We start from the raw sequence: 22,898 nt of genomic DNA, 5'->3' as shown, positions 1-22,898 counted from the left end.
CCCAGGCTCCGGCACCGGCGGCAACTGTCGCACCCGTGGCAGCCGCGCCAGCCGCTCAGGCCGGCGACGGGACGGCCGCCGCTGTCGCGGCCGGCGGTGTGCGGGACGCCGGTCAGCCGGACGGCCCGGCGCCCGCCGCGGTGCGGCCCGCACCCGGCGACGGCGCGGGGCCGGATGCCGCCGCGCAGCCCGCCGCCGCGCCGGGCGGTCCCGGTGACGCGGCGCAGACCGCGCCCGTACCGCCGACCGCGACCGTTGCGGCAGCACAGGGTGTCGCGCTGGACGCCGCCGCGCCGGAAACCGCCGTCGCTCAGCCGGACGCCGTGCCGGCCACCGGGGACGTTGCTCCGGCGCCGGAGGGCGAGGCCGCCGAGGGCGCGGCGCACGCGGCCGAGCAGGCGCAGGCTGACGGCTTCCAGGAAGCCGGCGCCCAGCCGCAGCCGACGCAGGAGGGCGCCGTCGCGGACGCCGCCCCCGTCGCGGGGCCCACCGGTGCGGCCGAGGGCGAGACCGCGACCGGGCGGGCGGCAGGACACGGCGGCACCGCCAAGCCCCGGCGGGCGGCCCGGCGCCGCACCGCCGCCGTCGCACAGGCCGCCGCCGGACCGCAGGCCGAGAAGGCCGTCGCGGAGGCCGAGACCGCGCCGGGCGCGGCGCCGGTCGCCGCGCCGCAGGAGACGCAAGCCGCGCAGCCGGCGGCGGCCCAGGCCGCGCCCGCGGCCTCCGCCGAAGGGCCGGGCACGGCCCCCGCCGCGGGTGGGACCGCGACCACCGGCGGGACCGCGCCGGCGGACCCGGAGGTGCCCGCGGACGCCGACGTGCCCGCGGGCGAGGTCACGGCCGCCGAGCCGTACGACCCGGCCGTCAGGGACGCCGTGCACCGGGTGATCCGGGAGCGGCGGGACGTGCGGAACGGCTTCCGCCCCGATCCCATCCCGCACGACGTGCTGCTGCGCGTCCTGGAGGCCGCGCACACCGCGCCGAGCGTCGGCCACTCGCAGCCCTGGGACTTCGTGGTGATCCGCTCGGAGAAGACCCGTGAGCGGATGCACGAGCTGGCGATGCGGCAGCGCGACGCGTACGCCAAGTCGCTGCCGAAGGGCCGGGCGCGGCAGTTCCGCGAGCTGAAGATCGAGGCGATCCTCGACACGCCGGTGAACATCGTGGTGACCGCCGACCCGACCCGCGGCGGCCGGCACACCCTCGGCCGGCACACGCAGCCGCAGATGGCGCCGTACTCCTCCGCGCTCGCCGTGGAGAACCTGTGGCTCGCCGCGCGGGCCGAGGGCCTGGGCGTCGGCTGGGTCAGCTTCTTCGACGAGCGGCAGATGGTCGAGGAACTCGGCCTGCCCGAGCACCTGGAGGTGGTCGCGTACCTGTGCGTCGGGTACGTCGACGAGTTCCCGGACGAGCCCGAGCTGATGCAGGCCGGGTGGTCGCAGCGCCGCCCGCTGTCGTGGGTGGTGCACGAGGAGGAGTACGGCAACCGGGCGCTGCCCGGCGAGGAGCCGCACGACCTGTTGGAGGAGACGCTGCGGGGCATCCGCCCGCTGGACGCGAAGGCGCTCGGCGAGGCGTGGGAGCGGCAGAAGCGGATGACCAAGCCGGCCGGTGCGCTGGGCATGCTGGAGATCATCTCCGCGCAGCTCAGCGGCCTTTCGCGGCAGTGTCCGCCGCCGATCCCCGAGCCCGCGGCGGTCGCGATCTTCGCCGGCGACCACGGGGTGCACGCCCAGGGCGTGACGTCGTGGCCGCAGGAGGTCACCGGCCAGATGGTCGCCAACTTCCTGGGCGGCGGCGCGGTGTGCAACGCGTTCGCCAACCAGGTCGGCGCGGAGGTCTGCGTCATCGACGTCGGCGTGGCCGGTGAACTGCCCAGCACCCCGGGCCTCTTGCCGCGCAAGGTGCGCCCCGGCACGGCGGACTTCACCGCGGGCCCGGCGATGAGCCGGGAGGAGGCGCTGCGGGCGATCGAGATCGGCATCGAGACCGCGCGGGACCTGGTCTCGGCGGGCAACAAGGCGTTGCTCACCGGGGAGATGGGCATCGCCAACACCACCGCGTCGGCGGCGCTCATCGCGGTGTTCACCGGCGCCGACCCCTCCGAGGTCACCGGGCGCGGCACCGGCATCAACGACGAGATGCACGCGCGCAAGGTCGACGTGGTGCGGCGCGCGCTGGACCGCCACCGGCCGGACCCGGCCGATCCGATCGGCGTGCTCGCCGCGATCGGCGGGCTGGAGCACGCGGCGATGGTCGGGCTGCTGCTCGGCGGGGCGGCGCTGCGGACGCCGGTGATCCTCGACGGGGTCAGCGCGGGGGCGGCGGCGCTGGTCGCCCGGGCGATCGCGCCGGAGGTGCTCGCGGCGTGCGTCGCCGGACACCGCAGCGCCGAGCCGGGGCACGTCGCCGCGCTCACCACGCTGGGCCTGCGGCCGCTGGTCGACCTCGATCTGCGGCTCGGCGAGGGGACCGGCGCGCTGCTCGCGCTGCCGCTGGTGCAGAGCGCGGCGCGGGTCATGCACGAGGTCGCGACGTTCGACGCGGCGGGCGTCACCGAGAAGGGGTGAGGCGGCTCTGCTGGTCCGCCCGGTCCGCCCGGGGTTGCCCCGGACCCCGGTTGCCGGATCTTCCCCCGGTGGTGCTGCTGCCCTTCCGGGCTGCCCCGGTCGCCTGTTCGCCGGACCTTCCGTGAGTGGTGGGCTGGTCGCGCAGTTCCCCGCGCCCCTGTTTGTGCACGCCCGGCGTCCGCGCAGCCCGCGCCGGGGGAGGCCGCGCTGACCTGCGAGGCCGGCTCCCCAGGGGCGCGGGGAACTGCGCGACCAGCCACCCACCGGGGAAGCTCCGGCAGCCCGGGGATCGGGGCGCCCCCGGACGGACGGGGCCACCGGGGGGAAGATCCGGTTGCCGGGGGAAAGGGGCAGGTCGGGCGGGCCGGGGGTCCGAGGCGGGCGCTTAAGGTAGGGGCATTCGGGAGGAGTGGGAAACGTGCGGGAAGACGTACCGGCGTATCCGGTGGGGCTGAGACTGCGTGGCCGACGCACCGTCGTGATCGGCGGCGGTCAGGTGGCCCAGCGGCGCCTGCCCGCCCTGATCTCCGCCGGCGCGGACATCGTCGTGGTCTCGCCGACCGTGACCCCGTCCGTGGAGGCGATGGCCGCGGCCGGCGAGATCCGCTGGGAGCCGCGGCGCTACCGCGAGGGCGACCTGGAGGGCGCCTGGTACGCCCTGGTCGCGACCCCGGACGCCGCCGCGAACGCCGCCGCCTCCGCCGAGGCCGAGTCCCGCCGCGTGTGGTGCGTGCGCAGCGACGACGCCGAGGCCGCCTCCGCGTGGACCCCGGCCACCGGCCGCACCGACGGCGTCACCGTGGCCGTGCTGACCGGGCGCGACCCGCGCCGCTCCGCGGCCGTGCGGGACGCGGTGGTCGCGGGCCTGCGCGACGGCACCCTCGGCGCCCCGCGGCACCGGGCCCGGCAGCCCGGCGTCGCGCTGGTCGGCGGCGGCCCCGGCGACCCCGACCTGATCACCGTGCGCGGTCGCAGGCTCCTCGCCGAGGCCGACGTGGTGATCGCCGACCGGCTCGGCCCGCGCGACCTGCTGGACGAACTCCCGCCGCACGTCGAGGTGATCGACGCGGCGAAGATCCCGTACGGCCGGGCGATGGCCCAGGAGGCCATCAACGCCGCGCTCGTGGAGCACGCCAAGGCGGGCAGGGCCGTGGTCCGGCTCAAGGGCGGCGACCCGTACGTCTTCGGCCGCGGCATGGAGGAGGTCGAGGCGCTGACCGCGGAGGGCATCGCGGTGACCGTGGTGCCCGGGATCTCCAGCTCGATCAGCGTGCCGGGCGCCGCCGGCATCCCGGTCACGCACCGCGGCGTGGCCCACGAGTTCACCGTGGTCAGCGGGCACGTGGCGCCCGACGACCCGCGCTCGCTGGTCGACTGGTCGGCGCTGGCCCGGCTGCGCGGCACGCTGGTGCTGCTGATGGCGGTCGAGCGCCTCGGCGCGATCGCGCAGACCCTGATCGCCGGCGGGCGCGCGGCCGGCACGCCGGTCGCGGTCGTCCAGGAGGGCACCACCGCGGCCCAGCGCCGGGTCGACGCCACGCTGGGGACCGTCGCCCGTACGGTCGCGGAGCAGGGCGTACGGGCGCCGGCCGTCGTGGTGATCGGCGACGTGGTCGGCGTCGGCCCCCGCGAACCCGGCGACCTCCTCGGCTCCCCTGACCCCGGGGACCTGGCCGACGCCGGGCACCCGGCCGTCCCGGGCGACCTCGGCGGCGTGGCGGAGGACCATGGCGCGGCGGACGGCCGTGGCTGATCCGCTCGCCCTCGACGACCCGGACGACCCCCGGCTCGGCGACTACACCGCGCTGACCGACGTCGAACTGCGCCGCCGCCGGGAGCCGGCCGAGGGGCTCTTCATCGCCGAGGGCGAGAAGGTGATCCGCCGGGCCCTGACGGCCGGTTACGCGATGCGCTCGCTGCTGCTGTCCGAGAAGTGGCTGGACGCGCTCGGCGACGTGATCGCCGCGTCGGACGCGCCGGTCTACGTGGTGGCGCCCGCGGTGGTCGAGCAGGTGACCGGTTACCACGTGCACCGCGGCGCGCTCGCCGCCATGCACCGCAAGCCGCTGCCCGAGCCGGCCGCGCTGCTGGCCGCGGCCCGCCGGGTCGCGGTGATGGAGGCGGTCAACGACCACACCAACATCGGCGCGATCTTCCGCAGCGCCGCCGCCCTGGGCATGGACGCGGTGCTGCTCTCGCCGGACTGCGCCGACCCGCTGTACCGGCGGTCGGTGAAGGTGTCGATGGGCGCGGTGTTCTCCGTGCCGTACGCCAGGCTGGAGCGCTGGCCGCAGGACCTGGACGCGGTGGTGCGGACGGCCGGCTTCCACCTGGCCGCCCTCACCCCGGCCGCCGACGCCGTGGACCTGGCGGCGCTGCCCCGGCACGACCGGCTCGCCCTGCTGCTGGGCGCGGAGGGCCCCGGCCTGACCCGTCGCGCCCAGCAGGCGGCGGACACCCGGGTGCGCATCCCGATGTCCCACGGCGTCGACTCCCTCAACGTCGGCGCCGCCGCGGCGGTCGCCTTCTACGCTCTGGCCGCGCCGCCGCACTGACCCCCGGCGGTCCTTGCGGCTCCCCGGCGCGCACCCCCGGCCGTCCCCGGCCCGTTTCCCCCGGCCCGTTTCCCCCGGCCCCCGGCGGCTCCCTGGAAGCCCCGGCGGCCCGTCTTCGTCTCCCCGGCCCTCGGCGGCCCCCGGCCGCCCTTGTTCGGCCCTCGCCCCCTTGTTCGGCCCCGCCCCTTTATCCGGTTTATCCGGCCGCGCGCCGCGCGTCGTCCTGGAACGCCGCCGACGAGATGTCCGGCAGGGCCGGCAGGATCGGCGGGTCGAGTTCGTTCTGCGCGCGCAGCGCGAGGTCGGCCGGGAGCACCGGCACCCCGGGGCGGGCGTCGATCGCCACCGGGTCCGCGATGGCCGGGAGCACGCCCGCGGGGGCGAGCGGGCCACCGTAGCCCACCGGGACCGAACAGGCCATCAGGTGCCAGCGGCCCGGCGGCACCTCGTCGAGGACGAACGGCCCGGGCCGGCGCAGCAGCGCGCAGCGCACCGGCAGGCCCTGCGGGTACGGCGTGCGGAACAGCGCCACGGCCACCGGCCGGTGCCGCTGCTCCGGCGGCGCGCTGATCTGACCGCGCACCGTCACCGTCTCCGCGCCGCGGGCCGGCCCCGGCCGCCGCGGTCCTCCGGGCGCTGGTCGCCGCGGTCCCGGGTGCGCACGGCCGCCCGCCGCCCGCCGGCCTTGCGGAAGGCCGAGGGAGCAAGACCGACGGCTTGCGCGAACCGGTAACTGAAAGTGCCGACGCTGGTGTATCCGACCCGGTGGCTGATCTCGATGACGCTCAGCGACGTGGTGACGAGAAGCGCTTTCGCGGCTTCCAGGCGGAGCGCCGCCAGGAAGCGTCCCGGTGATACTCCTGTGACGCGTTGGAACTCCCGTGAGAAGTGGAACTTGCTGTACATCGCCGCGCGGGCGATGTCGTCCATAGTCAGCGGGTCGGACAAATTCACCTTCATGATCTGGATGGCCCGACTTATTGCTTGCTCCATCGTGAGGTCAGGCGTTTTCGCGGCAGGGTCCATCTCTTCTCCAAGCTGGCTCGGCAGAGAGCTGACGAAATCGTGCACCCCTGGAATGCATGCCTGAGCATGCCGGTATCGCGTACGTGCCTCACGTGACCGAAAAGGCGGGCGCTGCACCAAACGCCCTGGCCACTTCACGGTATTGACGAACGAATTGTCTGGTGACAACGGTCCACAACCGTAGCAGCGGGCCTCACATCGGGCAAGCATGGAACCGCCACTCAAGTCGGCGACGGAACGTACCCACTGTGCCCCTGACGTGCTCCGGAAGGGCAACCCGGAAGAAGTGCGAAACGAGGAATGCGGCTATCGGGAAACGCTGCGTCGGATTTCTTCGAACGTGCGGACCCGAGGACGATTGCAGGAGGCAAGCAGAAGGCGTGCGGCGGATGGGCAGAAGGCATACGGAAGGCATGCGGAAGGCGTGAAGAGGTTTAGACCGGTGTCGGATCGCCCCCTCCCGCACCGGATGCGTACCCGCTCCGGGGGCCGGGATGCGGCTCCGGACTTCGTCTTCGAGGGTATAGCACTATTAAAGATGAAGTGGTTACGTCACTTCTCCACAGTAGGTCGTGCGGTGTGCTGGAACTGCCGGTACCCGGGCCGCCGCGTGTCCCTAAAGGAGTGGATGAGATGACGCAGACCCTGACGGCTGCGAGTGATCTGGACGCGTACTACGGCGCGTTCACCAGCGACCGGGAGAAGGAGGCGCTCAGCGTTCCGCTGCGGCTGGTGGCCGCGTGGGCGCGCAACGACGCGGAAGGCGTGGCCGAGGTCTTCACCGAGGACGGGATCCTCATCCTCCCCGGTGACGTCCTGAAGCGTGGCCGCGACGAGATCCGCCAGTTCATGGCGGCGGCGTACGCCGGACCGTTCAAGGGCACCGGTGTCACCGGCGCCCCGGTCGACGTCCGCTTCCCCAGCGAGAACGTCGCCGTGCTGCGTACGCACGGCGGCATCCTCGCGGCCGGTGAGACCGAGATCGACGACGAGCTGGCCGTGCGCTCGACCTGGGTGTGCGTCAAGCAGGCCGACGGGCAGTGGCAGCTCGCCAGCTACCAGAACAGCCCGCGGGGCGCCGGCGCGACCCTGCGCTGGTAACCGCACACCGGGCGCGGCGGGTCCGGTCCGCCCGGACCCGCCGCGCCTCCCCGCCGCACCCCGATCCGCCCCCGCACGCACCCAGCCCGCACGCGTACGTGCTTCGCACCCGCACCGCACCCGCACCGCACCCCACCGAGAACCAACCCGTGCCGCAGGCACGGCACGTGTACGACACGAGGACGAAGGGAGTCACCCCATGACCGCAGGAGCCAGGTCCCTGGTGGACCAGGCGAAGCAGTGGGCGACGCAGTACGGCCCGTACTCCAACGGCCCCGAGGGCGCGGTGCTCACCGTGCCGCTGCGGGCCCGCGTCGCCTGGGAGGCCGGCGACGCCGGCGCGTACAGCGCGCTGTTCACCGACGACGGCAGTGAACTCATCGGCGACGTGCAGCTGCGCGGCCGCGCCGAGATCGAGCAGTACCTCGCCGACGCCTTCAAGGGCGCCTACGCGGGCTCGCGCATCTCCGAGACCCCGGTGGAGATCAGGCTGCTCACCGACGAGGTCGCCGTCGCGGTGACCGAGGGCGGCGTGCTGCGCAAGGGAGAGGAGACGCCGCTGCCGGAGAACTCCTTCCGCGGCCAGTGGGTCGTCGTCAAGCGCGGCGGCGACTGGCAGCTGTTCTCCCACCAGACCAGCCCGCTCGGCGGCTGACCGCCCGCGGCGCCCCGCCGGAGCCCGGCCGGCCCGGCCCCCACCCACCGCGCCCCGAACGACAGGAGTGACCCATGGCGGAGCCGGCGCATCTGCGCGGAACCCTCACCACCCCGAAGATCGTGCTGCTCGTGGTCGCCGCGGCCGCGCCGCTGGCCTGCGTCGTCGGCACCGTCCCGCTGGCGTTCGCACTCGGCGACGGCGCGGGGCTGCCCGCGGTGTTCGTCTTCGCGGGCGTCGTCCTGCTGTGCTTCTCGGCGGGCTACGCCGCGATGAGCCGCCGCATCGTGCACGCCGGCGGCTTCTACACCTACGTCAGGCTCGGCCTCGGCCGGCCGCTCGCGGTCGCGGCCGGACTGGTCGCCGTGGTGTCGTACAACGCCGCGGCGATCGGACTGACCGGCGCCTTCGGGTACTTCGCGCGGCTGACCGTCGCCGGCTGGGGGCTGACGCTGCCCTGGGAGGTGTGGACCGGGCTCGCCGTCGCGGTGGTCGCGGTCCTCGGCTACCGCCAGATCGACGTGTCCGCCCGGGTGCTGTCGGTGCTGATGGCCGCCGAGATCGGCGTCCTCGCGGTGCTCGACGTGGCGATCCTCGCCGACCGGGGCCTGCACGCCCTGCCGGGCGCGTCGTTCCAGCCGCACACCGTCTTCAGCGGCGCGCTCGGCGTCAGCGTGATGTTCGCCTTCATGTCCTTCATCGGCTTCGAGTCCGCGGCGCTGTACGGGGAGGAGGCCCGCAACCCCACCCGCGCGGTGCCCCGGGCCACCTACGCATCGGTCGTGGTGATCGCCGGCTTCTACGCGCTCACCGCGTGGGTGGCGGTCGGCGCCGAGGGCCCCGACAAGGTCAGGGGCAGCGCGGGGGAGCAGCTGGGCAACCTCTTCTTCTCGCTCAGCACCCGCTACGTGTCCTCCACCATGTCCTCGGTGATGCAGGCGCTGCTGTGCACCAGCATGCTGGCGGCCACCCTGGCGCTGCACAACGCGGCCAACCGCTACACCTTCGTGCTCAGCCGGGACCGGCTGCTGCCGGCCCGGCTCGGAAGGGCGCACCCGCGGCACTCCTCGCCGCACCGCGCCAGCGCCGTGCAGAGCGGGCTGACCGTCGTGGTGGTCGCGGCCTTCGCGGCCGGCGGCCTCGACCCGTACACCAGCCTGGCCACCAGCCTGCTGGGCCTGGGCACGCTCGGCATCGTGGCGCTTCAGGCGGCGGCGGCCGTCGCCGTGGTGGGGTTCTTCCGCCGCCGCGACGACGGGCACTGGTGGCGCACCGTGCTCGCCCCGCTGATCGGCGCGGCCGGGCTGATCGCCTCGACCGTGCTGCTGGTCGACAACTTCCCGCTGCTGACCGGCACGTCGGCGACCGCGGTCAACGCCCTGCCCTGGCTGCTGGCCGCCGCCGCGGTCGGCGGACTGGGCTACGCGCTGTGGCTGCGCCGCGGCCGGCCCGCCGTCTACCGGGGGATCGCCGCGGACGCCCGCGCCGCCGACACGCCCGGGCAGGGCGGGTCGGCCGGGCCGGCCGGCGGACCCGGCCTGCGGCCGGGCTCGGCCGACTTCGACCCCGCGGCCCCCGGCCCCCGCGTGTGAACGGGCCGCCCCGGCCGCGCCCTTGCGATCCGGCGGCCCGCGGCGGCTCCTCATGACCCGGCGGCCCCGGCCGCCCTTGTGACCCGGCGGTGCCACCGCCCCTTGCGACCCGGCGGCCGCGCGCCGCCGATCCCGACCGCTACGACTTCAGGAGTGCTGTGATGTACGACTACGTGATCGTCGGCGCGGGCTCGGCCGGCTGCGTGCTGGCCGCGCGGCTGTCCGAGGACCCCTCGGTGCGGGTCTGCCTGATCGAGGCGGGCCCCTCCGACGACCTGGAAACCATCCACATCCCCGCCGCGTTCGGCGAGTTGTTCCGCACCCGGGTGGACTGGGACTACGACAGCCACGAGGAGCCCGCGCTGCGCCGCCGGCGCATCTTCCTGCCGCGCGGCCGGGTGCTGGGCGGCACCAGCTCCATCAACGCCATGCTGTACCTGCGCGGCAACAAGCTGGACTACGACTCCTGGGGGCAGCCCGGCTGGAGCTACGACGAGCTCTTGCCGTACTTCCGCCGCTCGGAGGACAACGAGCGCGGCGCGTCGTACTACCACGGCGCCGGCGGCCCGATGTCGGTGAGCGACGGCCGCTCGCGCAACATCCAGTCCCAGGCGTTCCTGGAGGCCGCGGGCCAGGCCGGCTGGACGGCCAACGACGACTTCAACGCCGGCGACCAGGAGGGCTTCGGCTTCTTCCAGGTCACCCAGCGCGACGGCCGCAGGTGCAGCACCGCGGTGGCGTACCTTCACCCGGCGATGGACCGGCCCAACCTCACCGTCGAGACCAACATCCAGGTGCACAAGGTCCTCACCCAGGGCAACCGCGCCGTCGGTGTCGTCGGCTCGCGGCTGGACGACGAGGTCGTGGTGCGCGCCGAGCGCGAGGTGATCCTGTGCGCCGGCGCCTACAACTCCCCGCAGCTGCTGATGCTCTCCGGCATCGGCCCGGCCGACCACCTGCGGATGCTCGGCATCGACGTGGTGCTCGACCACCCCGAGGTCGGCCGCAACCTCCAGGACCACCCGCTGGTCCCGCTGATCTTCACCCACGACCAGCCGGTCAGCCTGCTGATCGCCGAGGAGCCGGAGTACGTACGGCAGTTCGCCGAGGAGGGCCGCGGCCCGCTCACCTCCAACGGCCCCGAGGCCGGCGGCTTCGTGCGCACCCGCGACGGGCTGTCGGCGCCCGACGTCGTGTACTTCTCCGGCCCGCTGATGTTCGCCGACAGCGGCCTCGGCCTGCCCACCGGGCACGCCATCACCTACGGCCCGGTGATGCTCACCCCGCGCAGCCGCGGCGAGGTCACGCTGGACTCGAACAACCCCACCACCAAGCCGAAGATCCAGCACAACTACTACCAGGACGAGGACGACCTGCGGACCGCGCTGGCCGGCGTGCGGATCGGCCTGGACATCGCCCGGCAGAAGGCGATGGGCCCCTACCACCAGGCGTGGCTGAACGCGCCCGCCTCGGAGTCCGACGCCGACCTGACCGAGTACATCCGCGGCTACACCCACTCGATCTTCCACGGGTCGAGCACCTGCGCCATCGGCAAGGTCGTCGACCCCGAGCTGCGGGTCATGGGCATCGAGGGCCTGCGGGTGGCCGACGTCTCAGTCATGCCCACCACCGGGCGCGGCGCGCCCAACGCCTCGGCCATCGCCATCGGCGAGAAGGCGGCCGACCTGATCGCCGGCCGCCCGCCGCTGGACCCGGCCGACCCGCACCTGCTCGCCGACACCGCCCGCTGACCCGGCGGACCTCCGCCGACGCCACCCAGGAGACGCCCATGACCATCACCTCGCCCGACCAGACCGCCACCGCCCAGGAGTTGGAGGACCTCGACCGGCGCCACCTGTTCCGCTCCATGCAGCGCGGCGACATCCACGACCGCACCGTCATCGTCCGCGGCGAGGGCTGCACGGTGTGGGACGCCCGCGGCAACGAGCTGCTGGACGCGGCCGGCGGCGGCGTCTGGCACTCGCCGCTCGGCCACGGCCGCAAGGAGCTCGCCGAGGTCGCCGCCCGGCAGATCGGCACGCTGGAGTACTTCACCAGCCTGCTGGAGTTCTCCAACGACCAGGCGATCCGGCTCGCCGCGCGGATCGCCCGGCTGGCCCCCGAAGGCATCGAACGGGTCTTCTTCACCAGCGGCGGCTCGGAGTCCGTGGAGACCGCGATGCGCGCCGCCCGGCTCTACCACCACCGCCGCGGCGAGCCCGACCGCACCTGGATCCTGGCCCGCCACTACTCCTTCCACGGCGCGACCTACGGCAGCGGCACCGCCACCGGCCTGCCGCCCATGCACGAGGGCGTCGGCCCCAACCTGCCGCACGTGGAGAAGCTCAGCCCGCCCTACCCCTACCGGGCGGCCGAGCTGTACGGCGGCCGGGACACCACCGACTTCCTCATCGAGGAGCTGGAGGCGACCATCGCCCGGATCGGCGCCGGCAACATCGCGGCCATGATCGGCGAGCCGGTGATGGCCGGCGGCGGCGTGCTCGTCCCGCCGCAGGACTACTGGCCGCGGGTGCGCGAGGTGCTGCGCCGCAACGGCATCCTGCTCATCGCCGACGAGGTGGTCACCGCCTACGGCCGCACCGGCCACTGGTTCGACAGCGGCCCGCGCGGCATGGAACCCGACATGATCACCATGGCCAAGGGCATCGCCGGCGGCTACGTCCCGCTCGGCGCCACCCTGATGACCGACGAGATCGCCGACACCATCTTGACCACCGGCGGCTTCTTCCACGGCTACACCTTCCAGGGCCACCCGGTCAGCTGCGCCCTGGGCCTGGCGACGGTCGACATCATCGAGCGCGAGGGACTCATCGCCAAGGCCGGCGTGATCGCCGACTGGCTGGGCGCAGGACTGGCCCCGGCCACCGAGCTGCCGGTCGTCGGCGACCTGCGGGTGGCCGGCTCGCTGGCCGCGCTGGAACTGCTCGCCGACCCCGCCACCCGCGCCCCCATGGCCTGGGGCCCGGTGGAGCAGGTCGCCTTCGAGATCCGCAGGCGGCACGGCGTCATCGCCCGCCCCTACGGCAGCATGCTCGTGCTGGCGCCCCCGCTGGTCATCGACGAGAAGCAGGCCGCCCGCGCGGTCGACGCGGTCCTGGAGGTCGTCGGCCGGCTCCGCCCGGACGGCACCCTGGCCTGACCCACCGCACCCCCGGCACCGTACCGGGGGCACACGGGACGAGCCCGCGGCGCGCACGCCGCGGGCTCGTCCCGTGCAGCCGGGGGAGGCGGTCAGGCCGCCTTCGCGCGCGAGCCGCGCAGCACCCGCAGCGCGGTCGCCGGCGCCATCAGCGCCTGCGGCGGGTCGACCAGGCCCGCCACCCGCAGGAACCGCTCGGTCAGCACCGCGTCCGAGCGCGCCGCGACGTGCAGCCGGGCCAGATACGCGTTGCCCATCCGCACCTTCAGCGTCCGCCGGCCCTCCACCTGTGGGAAGGCGAAGTCGCCGCCGGCCGCGATCTCCCACGGCACGTCCACCACCCCGGCGATGTCCGCGAAGTACGCCCGCGGGTCCGGGTCGCCGCCGCGCAGCAGGTGCCGGCGCAGCGTCACCGCCTGGAGCGCGGCCACCGCCATGCCCTGGCCGTAGACCGGGTTGAACGAGCACACCGCGTCGCCGGCCACCAGGAACCCCCGGGGCAGCCGGGGCAGCCGCTCGAACCGCCGCCGCTGGCTGGCCGGGAACCGGAAGGAGACCGGCGTGCCCAGCATCTCCGCGTCCTGCAGCGCCTCCGCGACGTCCGGCACCGGCAGCGACGTGGCGTACGCCATCAGCCCCTCCGGGTCGGTCGGCGGCCGGTCGCCCAGCACCCCGGTCAGCGACAGCATGCAGCGGTCGCCGCCCAGCGTGTGCAGGAACGCGCCGCGCGGATTCGCCGGCGTGGCCACCGGGTTGATCGACATGTCACCGCGGAACGGATCGGTCCGCCAGCGGTACATCACGCTGGTGTACGTCAGGTCGATCCTGATGCGCTCCTCCGGCACCCGGCCGTACCCCAGCTCCTCCAGCCACACCGGCGCCCGCGAGCCGCGCCCGGTGGCGTCCACCACCAGGTCGGTTGCCAGCGCCTGTTCGCGCCCCTCGTGGTGCACCCGGGCCCCGGTGACCCGGCCGCCGTCGCCGGAGACGGTGAGCCCGGCGATGTCCGCGCCCTCCAGGAACCGCACACCGGGCAGCGCGGCCACCCGGCGGCGGACATGGCCCTCCAGCACCGGCCGGGCCACCCCCACCAGCCGCAGATCGGTCGGGCCCGGGCTCAGCCGGTGCCCGTCGAAGTACCAGCGGACCTGGCCGCCGAGGTCGCCGACGGGTATCCCGGCGGCCTCCAGCTCCGCGGTGAACCCCGGGAAGAGGTCCTCCAGGATCTGCTGTCCGCGGGCCAGCAGACCGTGCGCGTGCCGCCCCTGCGGCACACCGCGCCGGGCCGCGTCCACACCGGTCAGCTCGTCCCGGTCGACCACCACGACCTCGTCGTGGACCTCGGCCAGGACCCGGGCGGCGAGCATCCCGGCCATGCTTCCCCGAGCACCAGTGCTCGGCCCTTTTCTCGCTCAATGGACAGTCCTCTCCTCGATCCGAGACGCGGGGGAACCGCTCGAATCGTCGCAACGCGCCGTGCGCGCGGGCACCTTCGGATGTGCGGCGGGCCGGTGCGCGGCGGCGGCCAGCACGACCGGAGGTGCACCGGGAACGCCCCGCCGAAACGATGGAGGGACCGCAGCGACCTGCCCCGTCCCGCCCGGACGGGTCCGCGCCGTGCCCTTCCCACCCGCCCGGATCGATCCGCCACGCCCCGGTCGCCACCGGTGTGCGTCCATCTGCGAGGAGGCCCCGTGACCGTCACCGACGCGCCCGCGCGCGACGAGCACCACGAGCGCGACGCGCACACCCACCACGACGAGCAGCGCGAACACGACGAGCTGGTCGGCCGCGCCGCCGGCCTGGCGCCGCTGCTGGACGAGCACGCCCGGTGGTCCGACGAGAACCGCCGGCTGCACGACGACGTGGTGGCCGCGCTCGCCGACGGCGGCTTCTTCCGGCTGCGCAAACCGGCCCGCTACGGCGGCCGGGAGATCTCCGCCCGCACCCTGGTCGCGATCGGCGCGGCGCTCGGCCGCGGCGACGCCGCGGCCGGGTGGGTCACGTCGATCTACACCATCCCCGCCTGGATGGCCGGGGTCTTCCCCGACCACGTCCAGGACGAGGTCTTCGCCGACCCCGACGTGCGGATCTGCGGCACGCTGAGCCCCAGCGGCCACGCCGAGCCGGTCGACGGCGGCTTCCGGCTCACCGGGAAGTGGGGCTTCATCAGCGGCGCCCTGCACGCCCAGTGGCAGGAGATCATCGCCATGACGCCCACGCCGGACGGCGGCATGCAGCCGCTGATGGCGCTGGTGCCGCTGTCCGACCTGGAGATCGTGGACGACTGGCACGTGGCGGGCCTGCGCGGCTCCGGCAGCGTCAGCACCGCGGCGAGCGAGGTCTTCGTGCCCGCCGAGCGGACGATGCCGCTGGTGGACGTGCTGACCCAGCAGTACCGCTCGCAGGCCAACGCCGACTCGGTGATGTATCGCACCCCGCTGATGCCGGTGACCGCGGCGGCCACCGTCGGCACCCTGCTCGGCATGGCGCAGGGCGCGATGGACGTCTTCGTGCGGCGGATGCCCGAACGCTCCATCACCTACACCGAGTACGCCACCCAGCGGGACGCGCCGGTCACCCACCTCCAGCTCGCCGAGGCCGCGCTGAAGACCGACCAGGCGGAGTTCCACAGCTTCCGGATCGCCGACGTGCTGGACGCCAAGACCCGCGCGGGCGAGTCCTGGACGCTGCGCGAGCGGGCCCGCAGCCGCGCCGACGTCGGCATGGTCTCGGCGCTCGCCAAGGACGCCGTCGACGTGCTGGCCTCCGCCAGCGGCGGCTCCTCGCTGTACGACGACGCCGCGATGCAGCGGATCAACCGCAACGTGCAGGCCACCAACCTGCACGCGCTGATCTACCCGACCACCGCGTTCGAGCTCTACGGCCGCGTGCTCAGCGGCCTGGACGCCAACACGCTCTACGTGTGAGGACGACGCCATGACCGCCGACAACGACGACGCGACGTACGACTACGTGATCGTGGGCGCGGGCTCGGCCGGCTGCGTGCTGGCCGCGCGGCTGTCGCAGGACCCGTCGCTGCGGGTCTGCCTGATCGAGGCCGGGCCCGTCGACAGCGCCGAGAACATCCACGTCCCCTCCGCCTTCTCCCGGCTGTTCCGCACCGAGGTGGACTGGGACTACGCCACCGCCGAGGAGCCGGCCCTGCACGGCCGCAGCGTCTACCTGCCGCGCGGCCGGGTGCTGGGCGGCACCAGCTCGGTCAACGCCATGGTCTACGCCCGCAACAACCGCCGCGACTTCGACGAGTGGGGCCTGGCCGGCTGGAGCTACGACGAGCTGCTGCCGTACTTCCGCCGCTCGGAGGACAACGAGCGCGGCGCGTCCTACTACCACGGCGCCGGCGGCCCGCTGGGCGTCGCCGACGGCCGCTCGGGCAACGTGCTCGCCGCCGCCTTCGTGGAGGCCGCGCTGGCCGCCGGACACCCGGCCAACGACGACTTCAACGGCGCCCGGCAGGACGGCTTCGGCTTCTTCCAGGTCACCCAGCGCGACGGCCGCCGGCACAGCACCGCGGCGGCCTACCTGCGCCCGGCGGCGGACCGGCCCAACCTGACCGTGCGCACCGACGTGCGGGTCCACCGGGTGCTGCTGGACGGGGCCCGCGCGGTCGGCGTGACCGGCCGGCGGCTGGACGAGGAGGTGGTGGTGCGCGCCGAGCGCGAGGTGATCCTGTGCGCCGGCGCCTACAACTCCCCGCAGCTGCTGATGCTCTCCGGCATCGGCCCGGCGGACCAGCTGGGCATGTTCGGCATCGACGTGGCGCTGGACCACCCCGAGGTCGGCGCGAACCTGCACGACCACCCGCTGATCCCGCTCAACGTCACCGGGACCGAGCCGGTCAGCCTGCTGGCCGCCGGCACCCCGCAGGACGTCAGGCGGTTCGCCGAGGAGGGCCGCGGCCCGCTCACCTCCAACGGCCCGGAGGCCGGCGGCTTCGTCCGCACCCGGCCCGAACTGCCCGCGCCCGACGTGGAGTTCTTCGCCGCGCCGGTGATGTTCGTGGACAGCGGCTTGGGCCTGCCCACCGCGCACGCGCTGTCCTGCGGCCCCGCGCTGCTCACCCCGCGCAGCCGCGGCCGGGTGAGCCTGGCCTCGGCGGACCCCACCGCCAAGCCGCGGATCGAGCACCGTTACTTCGCCGAGCCCGAGGACCTCGATACCGCGGTCGCCGCGCTGCGGCTGGCATTCGACATCGCCGGCCGCAAGCCGCTGGCCGCGTGGGTCCGCGACGTGCACCGGGCGCCGGCCTCGCACTCCGACGCCGACCTGAAGGCGTACGTGCGGCGCTACGCGCACTCCATCTTCCACGCGGCGGGCAGTTGCGCGATCGGCGCGGTCGTCGACGAGGAACTGCGGGTGCGCGGCGCGCAGGGGCTGCGGGTGGTCGACGCGTCGGTGCTGCCGGCGGCTGGCCGGGGCCAGCCCAACGCGCTGGTCGTCGCGCTCGCGGAGAAGGCCGCCGACCTGGTGCGCGGGGTCGCCCCGCTGCCGGCGGCGCAGCCGGAGGCCGCCACGGCCTGAGCCGCGGGCGGCACGAGGAACTCCCGGTCGGCCATCGGCGGGCCGACCGGGACGGCGGTCCGGTCCGGGGCCGCGTCACGGCGCCGGGGCGTTGCGTGAGCGCCCCGGCGCTTCTCGCTGCCCCGACACGCCGGACACGCCGGACACGGCGGACCCGACGGACGCACGGACGCGCCGGACCTGGGCGGCGCGCGGGTGTGGCGGACCGGCCGGACCCGCCGGACCGGCCGGACCCGCCGGACACGGCAAAGGGCCCGCCGCGCGTCGTGCGCGCCGCGGGCCCCTTGCGCAGACCGGCCGGCTCAGCCGTCGAGCGCGGCCACCGCCTTCTTCCAGCCTTCCTGGTCGCGCGCCTCGCGCGGCCCCTGCACCTCGCTGAAGCGCACCACGCCGCCGCGGTCGATCAGGAAGGTGCCGCGCAGCGCGACGCCCAGGCGCTCGTCGAAGACGCCGTAGGAGCGGGCGACCTCGCCGTGCGGCCAGAAGTCCGACAGCAGCGGGAAGCCGAAGCCGCGCTGCTCGGCCCAGGCGTGCAGGGCGAACGGGGTGTCCACGGACACCCCGACGACCTGCGTGCCGGTCGCCTGGTACTGCTCCAACTCGTCGCGCACCTGGCACAGTTCGCCGTCGCACACCGGGCTGAAGGCGAACGGGTAGAACACCAGCAGCACACTGCGGTCCCGCCACAGCGCGCCGACCGACACCTCGCGGCGGTTGTGGTCGGTCAGGGTGAAGTCGGGGGCGGCCGCCCCGGTCGGATCGTCATCTCGGGGCCTCCTCCGGGCGGTCGGCTAGCCGGCCAGCGGGCTGCTCTGGTGGGAGAACAGCCGCGGCACGCCGTCCTTGTTGACTACGACCCAGGTGACCCGCACCCGGCGGGCGTCGGCCACCTCCTCCTCGCCGGCCAGGATGATGCCGCCCTGGCTGACGACGACCGCCACGTCGGGGGCGAGGAAGCGCACCGACAGCGGCCAGCCGCGCACCTTCGCGCCCCGGTACGCGCCGCCGAACCCGTCCCGCATGAAGGTCCTGATCTCCTCGCGGCTGGTCAGCTGCGTGTCCTGCATCAGCAGGCTGCCGTCCTCGGCGAAGGTCTCCGCGAACAGGTCGGGGTCGTTGAGCTCCCATGCCTGCTGGATGCGCATCGGCACGGTCAGCACGGCCTTCTCGTCGGCCGCGGTGAACTCGTGGTAGTACCCCGGGTCCTCCGGCACCCCGGCTGCGGCCAGGATCGCCGTGGCGTCGCCCCAGGGCGCGCTCGTGGTGGACATGTCTCTCCTCGTGGGTCAGGACTGCTCGCGCAGCAGTCGGGCGAAGGCACGCACGTCGTCCACGTACAGGTCGGGCTCCTCCAGCGCGGCGAAGTTGCCGCCGCGGTCGTACTCGCGCCACTGCACGATGTTGGCGAACTCCCGGTCGGCGAACCGGCGCACCGGCTTGAACGGGCCCTCGGGGTACGTCGCCACGCCCACCGGCATCGGCAGCGGGAAGTAGTGGCCCGCGTTGCCGGAGATCGGCAGGAAGTCGACGTTGTCGTAGTAGAACTGGCCGGAGGAGCCCGCGGTCTGGGTCAGCCAGTACACCGAGACGATGTCGAGCAGCCGGTCGCGGTCCACCGCGTCCTCGGGCACGCCGGGCGCGTCCGCCCAGTCCTTGTACTTCTCGATCACCCAGGCGAGCTGGCCGACGGGGGAGTCGTGCAGCCCGTAGCTGACGGTGTGCGGGCGGGTCGAGTACAGCTTCATCGAGCCGGCCAGCACGGTCAGAAAGCGCTCGGTGCGGGCCATGCCCGACCGGTCCCGGTCGGTCAGCCCCTCCAGCTCGGCCGGGTCGTCGCCCGGCCCGGTCACCAGGGTGTTGACGTGCACGCCCATGACGCTCTCGGCGTCGACCAGGCCCTGCACCAGCGCCACCGCGGAGCCGAAGTCGGCGCCCTGGGCGATGTACCGGTCGTAGCCGAGCCGGCTCATCAGCTCCTTCCACGCCTCCGACACCCGCTTGACCGTCCAGCCCGGACTGGCCGGCGGGCCGGAGAAGCCGTAGCCGGGCATCGACGGGATCACCAGGTGGAAGGCGGTCGAGGGGTCGCCGCCGTGCGACCGCGGGTCGGTCAGCGGCCCGATGACGTCGAGGAACTCCACCACCGAGCCGGGCCAGCCGTGCGTGATGATCATCGGCACCGCGTCCGGCTCGGGCGACCGCACGTGCAGGTAGTACACGTTGGCGCCGTCGATCTCGGTGGTGAACTGGGGGAGCGCGTTCAGCCGGTCCTCCAGCTTCCGCCAGTCGTAGGAGTCCCGCCAGTACGCGGCCAGCTCCCGCAGGTAGTCCTGCGGGACGCCGCGGGACCAGCCGTCCTCCGGGAGGCCGATCGGCCAGCGGGTGTTGCCCAGCCGCTGCCTGAGATCGTCCAGCGCCTCCTGGGGGATGTTCACGCGGAACGGTTGCATGTCGTCTCCAATCGGTGCGAAGCGGTCGGAACACGGGAAACCGGCGCCACGGGGGCGCGTACCGGGGCATGCCTCGACACGGCGGCGCGTACGGGGGCATGCCTCGGCACGGCGGGGTGTGCCGGGGCGTGCGCGGGCGCGCCGGGGCGCGCCCGCGGGCATGCGGAGGCAGGCCGGGCGGGACGGGGCCGACGGGATGCGCCCGGCCCGTCCCGGCCTGCCGGATCGGGGGAGGGACCGCCTGCGGGACCGGTCAGCGGCCCCGGACGGGCCTACAAATAGGCGGAGTTGGGCTCCAGGCCGCAGAGCATCCGGCCGTACAGCTCGATGTTGGTGTCGGGGTGGGTCAGCGCGTGGATGGTCACCGCGTGGACGTCGCGCTGGATGCGCGGCAGCGGCACGTCACGGAAGATCGACGACCCGCCGCCGGCGCTGGCCAGGATGTCCACCGCCCGCTTGGCGAGCTGGGCGGTGCGGCCGAGCTGCACCCGGGACAGCACCCGCTCGTCCTGCGTCCACTCCTCGGCGCGCGCCGACTTGTCCGCGATCAGGTCGGCGAAGCGGTGCATCCGCGCCTCGGCCTCCTCGATCAGCAACTGCGCCTCGCCCACCTGGAGATGGGTCACCGGCGCCTCGCGCTTGGCGGCGTAGTCGGTGTACGTCAGCGGGCGCCCCTCCAGCCGGTCGAGGAACACCTCCATCGCGTACTTGGCCGCGCCGACCAGCTGGCCGCCGGTGGCCGCGGTGGAGGTGACCAGCATCGGCACCTGGTAGTCGGCCTTGCCGTAGTTGGCCTTGGACTTGCACTGGTCGCGCAGCAGGTCGCCGGTGGGCACCACGTACCGGTCGGCCACGAAGACGTCCTCGGCGACGGTGGTGACGCTGCCCGAGCCGGGCAGGCCCAGGGTGTCCCAGTCGTCCACGATGCGCAGCGCCTCCACCGGCACCAGCGCGGTGACCGGGCCGGCCGCCGCCTCGGGGCCCTCCGGCATGGCCGCGGTGACCTTCCACTGGCTGTGCAGCACACCGCTGTTGAACTTCCAGGTGCCGTTGAACACCCAGCCGCCGTCGACGCGGCGGGCGCTGCCGCCGACCGCGAGGGTGCCGCTGACCCGCACGTCCGGGGTGGCGAAGACCTCGTCCTGCACCTCGTCGGGCCACAGCCCGGCCATCCATATCAGCAGCGACCAGACGGACACGCAGAAGGCGGCGGAGCTGTTGCCGCGGGCCAGTTCGGCGTGCACGTCGACTAGCGTGCGGGCGTCGCTCTCGTACCCGCCGTACTGCCGCGGCGCCCGCATCCGCAGCAGCCCGGAGTCCACCACGGCCTGCAGCACGTCCGGCGGCAGCCGCCGCGCGGCGTCGATCTCCAGCGAGCGTTCCCGCAGCAGCGGCACCAGGTCCGCTGCGCGTCGCACCAGTTCCTCACGGGTCGGAACCCTCGTCTGCACCATGCGTGGCCTCCCGTGGCGTCGTCGCGGGGCGGGTCCGGCAGCAGGCCGGCCGCGCTGTCCGTCAGCCTGCGCCGCGCCGCCGGGCCGGTGCACCTCGGATCGTGCTTGTCCGCCGCGGCCTCTCCGATCGTGCCGAGTGCGCGCGGACGGCCGGGTCCGTGCGGCTCACATGCGCGCGGACGGCAGGGGCCGCGCGGCGCACACGAGCTCGGACGGTCGGGTCCGCGCGGCTCACCTGCGCGCGGCGGCGAGCAGCCGGAAGCCCGCCTCGGCGTCGCCGTCCAGCGTTATCCGGGCCTCGTCCACCGCCTCGCGGACGTCGCGGCGGCCCGCCATCACCTCGCTGAGGGTCAGCGGATCGGTTGCGATGACCGTGTCGGGGCCGGTCCTGGGATGGTCCCTGACCACCTGCTCCAGCCGGCCGGCGGCCACCGTCGCGGTGAACTGCTCGCGGCCCAGCCGGATGTCGTAGACCGCGTTCCACCCCGGGTCGTCGTCGGCCTCGAAGCAGTAGCGCAGCGACAGCATCAGCGAGTCCGGCGGGTAGTCCCCGCTGACCGGCACCACGGGGGAGCGCGAACCCCACAGGCCCAGCCGGGAGATGATCGGCTCCAGCTCGGCGCCCCACTCGGTCAGCTCGTAGACCTTCGAGCCGGCCGGCGGCGGTAGCGTCCTGCGCCGCACGATGCCCGCGGCCTCCAGGTCCCGCAGCCGCTGGGTCAGCACGTTCGGCCCCGCGGCGGGGAGTCCGGCCTGCACGTCGCTGAAGCGCTTGGGTCCCAGCATCAGATCCCGCACGATCAGCACCGCCCAGCGCTCGCCCAGCAGGTCCATCGCGTGGGCGACACCGCACGCCTGCCCGTATGTGCGCTTTCCCGTCATGCGTTCATCATAGCCCGGGGTTACTCTTTTGGTGATGGGCTCTTAGAAATTAGGAGTTGCTGCTACCGTATCGTTGGTCAGGCGCTGTGTGACGCCGCGAACGCCCGGTGTCACCGCACCCGGAAATGCGCGAGGAGAGTCATGAGCGTGAACATGCCGCCGCTGGTGTCCGCAGAGGAATGGGCGCAGGCACGCGCGGCACTGCTGGTCAAGGAGAAGGAAGCCACGAAGGCGATGGACGCGCTGGCCGCCGAGCGGCGCCGGCTGCCCATGGTCGAGTTCGCCACCGACTACGTCTTCGAGGGCCCGGAGGGCAAGGTCGGCCTGCTCGACCTGTTCGACAGCAGGCGGCAGTTGATCGTCTACCACTTCATGATGACCCCGGGCTCCGACCACCGCTGCCCCGGCTGCTCGGGCTTCACCGACAACATCGGCAACCTCGCCCACCTGCGCGCCCGCGACACCAACCTGGTGCTGACCTCGCCCGCGCCGCTGGCCCAGCTGGAGGAGTACCGCACCCGCATGGAGTGGACGGTGCCCTGGTACTCCAGCATCGGCGAGGAGTTCTCCGCCGACTGCGGCCTGGACGGCGGCTTCGGCCTCAGCGTCTTCCTGCGCGACGGCGAGCGGGTCTTCCGCACTTACTTCACCGCCGCCCGCGGCGTCGACCGCCTGCGCATGGACCTCAACCTGCTGGACATGACGCCCTTCGGCCGCCAGGAGACCTGGGAGGACTCGCCCGAGGGCTGGCCCCAGGGCCCCGCCTACCAGTGGTGGCGGCTGCACGACCAGTACCTCCCGCACGGCGAGAACGGCGAGCCGGCCACCGCCGCCGAGCGCGCCGCCGCGAGCGGGTCCTGCGAGCACTGCGAGCACTGAGCACCGTGAACCGTCCCCACATCCACGAC

Annotated in this window: 17 protein-coding genes and 2 pseudogenes; 11 read left to right on the top strand and 8 right to left on the bottom strand. The window is 74.2% G+C overall.

Going from position 1 to position 22,898, the window contains the following annotated elements:
* Positions 1-407: 407 nt before the first annotated feature.
* From cobT to VSR01_RS05460, 3 genes and pseudogenes are all read left to right on the top strand, one after another.
* Positions 408-2,570, top strand: a pseudogene (gene cobT / locus VSR01_RS05470) (nicotinate-nucleotide--dimethylbenzimidazole phosphoribosyltransferase); the annotation flags it as partial.
* A 418-nt stretch (positions 2,571-2,988) separates the two neighbouring features.
* Positions 2,989-4,323 (top strand): uroporphyrinogen-III C-methyltransferase, encoded by a 1,335-nt coding sequence (gene cobA / locus VSR01_RS05465; protein ID WP_326448145.1) that lies wholly within the window; start codon positions 2,989-2,991, stop codon positions 4,321-4,323.
* The gene (locus VSR01_RS05460) at positions 4,298-5,125 is read left to right on the top strand and encodes a TrmH family RNA methyltransferase (RefSeq protein WP_442785401.1); all 828 of its coding nucleotides are present in this window, start codon (positions 4,298-4,300) and stop codon (positions 5,123-5,125) included. Before cobA ends, VSR01_RS05460 begins: the two co-directional genes overlap by 26 nt.
* Before the next feature lie 196 nt (positions 5,126-5,321).
* Here VSR01_RS05460 and VSR01_RS05455 read toward each other — a convergent pair whose 3' ends face one another.
* Positions 5,322-5,708, bottom strand: a complete 387-nt coding sequence (locus VSR01_RS05455) for a hypothetical protein (RefSeq protein WP_326448143.1) — start codon at positions 5,706-5,708, stop codon at positions 5,322-5,324.
* Between the two features lie 2 nt (positions 5,709-5,710).
* Positions 5,711-6,196, bottom strand: coding sequence for a helix-turn-helix transcriptional regulator (locus VSR01_RS05450; RefSeq protein WP_326448142.1), 486 nt, complete (start codon positions 6,194-6,196; stop codon positions 5,711-5,713).
* Between the two features lie 588 nt (positions 6,197-6,784).
* On the opposite strand from VSR01_RS05450, the gene VSR01_RS05445 reads away from it, so the two are divergent.
* From VSR01_RS05445 to VSR01_RS05425, 5 genes are all read left to right on the top strand, one after another.
* A complete protein-coding gene (locus VSR01_RS05445) occupies positions 6,785-7,252 on the top strand; it encodes an SgcJ/EcaC family oxidoreductase (RefSeq protein ID WP_326448141.1) in 468 nt (155 codons plus the stop codon).
* A gap of 199 nt (positions 7,253-7,451) precedes the next feature.
* On the top strand, positions 7,452-7,907 hold the full coding sequence (locus tag VSR01_RS05440; RefSeq protein ID WP_326448140.1) for an SgcJ/EcaC family oxidoreductase: 456 nt from the start codon (positions 7,452-7,454) through the stop codon (positions 7,905-7,907).
* 74 nt (positions 7,908-7,981) lie between these two features.
* Positions 7,982-9,499, top strand: a complete 1,518-nt coding sequence (locus tag VSR01_RS05435) for an APC family permease (RefSeq protein WP_326448139.1) — start codon at positions 7,982-7,984, stop codon at positions 9,497-9,499.
* 161 nt (positions 9,500-9,660) lie between these two features.
* Positions 9,661-11,250, top strand: coding sequence for a GMC family oxidoreductase (locus VSR01_RS05430; protein ID WP_326448138.1), 1,590 nt, complete (start codon positions 9,661-9,663; stop codon positions 11,248-11,250).
* Positions 11,251-11,288: 38 nt separating this feature from the next.
* Positions 11,289-12,659 (top strand): aminotransferase family protein, encoded by a 1,371-nt coding sequence (locus tag VSR01_RS05425; RefSeq protein WP_326448137.1) that lies wholly within the window; start codon positions 11,289-11,291, stop codon positions 12,657-12,659.
* 92 nt (positions 12,660-12,751) lie between these two features.
* Here the strand turns inward: VSR01_RS05425 and VSR01_RS05420 are convergent, their stop codons facing one another.
* A complete protein-coding gene (locus VSR01_RS05420) occupies positions 12,752-14,035 on the bottom strand; it encodes an FAD-dependent oxidoreductase (RefSeq protein WP_326448136.1) in 1,284 nt (427 codons plus the stop codon).
* Between the two features lie 318 nt (positions 14,036-14,353).
* On the opposite strand from VSR01_RS05420, the gene VSR01_RS05415 reads away from it, so the two are divergent.
* Together VSR01_RS05415 and VSR01_RS05410 are read left to right on the top strand one after the other, a co-directional pair.
* On the top strand, positions 14,354-15,589 hold the full coding sequence (locus tag VSR01_RS05415) for an acyl-CoA dehydrogenase family protein (RefSeq protein ID WP_326448135.1): 1,236 nt from the start codon (positions 14,354-14,356) through the stop codon (positions 15,587-15,589).
* Between the two features lie 10 nt (positions 15,590-15,599).
* On the top strand, positions 15,600-17,204 hold the full coding sequence (locus VSR01_RS05410; protein ID WP_326448134.1) for a GMC family oxidoreductase: 1,605 nt from the start codon (positions 15,600-15,602) through the stop codon (positions 17,202-17,204).
* Positions 17,205-17,506: 302 nt separating this feature from the next.
* Here VSR01_RS05410 and VSR01_RS05405 read toward each other — a convergent pair.
* The 5 genes and pseudogenes from VSR01_RS05405 to VSR01_RS05385 all read right to left on the bottom strand — a co-directional run.
* Positions 17,507-17,956 (bottom strand): annotated as a pseudogene (locus VSR01_RS05405) (peroxiredoxin); the annotation flags it as partial.
* Positions 17,957-17,995: 39 nt separating this feature from the next.
* Positions 17,996-18,475: an SgcJ/EcaC family oxidoreductase gene (locus VSR01_RS05400; RefSeq protein WP_326448133.1), complete on the bottom strand. Its 480-nt coding sequence runs from the start codon at positions 18,473-18,475 to the stop codon at positions 17,996-17,998.
* 15 nt (positions 18,476-18,490) lie between these two features.
* A complete protein-coding gene (locus tag VSR01_RS05395) occupies positions 18,491-19,654 on the bottom strand; it encodes an epoxide hydrolase family protein (protein ID WP_326448132.1) in 1,164 nt (387 codons plus the stop codon).
* Between the two features lie 272 nt (positions 19,655-19,926).
* The gene (locus tag VSR01_RS05390; protein ID WP_326448131.1) at positions 19,927-21,072 is read right to left on the bottom strand and encodes an acyl-CoA dehydrogenase family protein; all 1,146 of its coding nucleotides are present in this window, start codon (positions 21,070-21,072) and stop codon (positions 19,927-19,929) included.
* Between the two features lie 267 nt (positions 21,073-21,339).
* A complete protein-coding gene (locus VSR01_RS05385) occupies positions 21,340-21,990 on the bottom strand; it encodes a winged helix-turn-helix transcriptional regulator (protein WP_326448130.1) in 651 nt (216 codons plus the stop codon).
* A gap of 141 nt (positions 21,991-22,131) precedes the next feature.
* Here VSR01_RS05385 and VSR01_RS05380 point away from each other — a divergent pair, with 141 nt between their 5' ends.
* Positions 22,132-22,869 carry a DUF899 domain-containing protein gene (locus VSR01_RS05380; RefSeq protein ID WP_326448129.1) on the top strand — a complete coding sequence of 246 codons (738 nt, stop codon included), beginning with the start codon at positions 22,132-22,134 and terminating at the stop codon, positions 22,867-22,869.
* The last annotated feature ends 29 nt before the right edge of the window (positions 22,870-22,898 follow it).

The organism is Actinacidiphila sp. DG2A-62, from assembly GCF_035825295.1.
Classification (GTDB): Bacteria; Actinomycetota; Actinomycetes; order Streptomycetales; family Streptomycetaceae; genus Actinacidiphila.
Note: the sequence above shows the minus strand (reverse complement) of the source record. Positions and strands in the feature narration are given on the sequence as shown.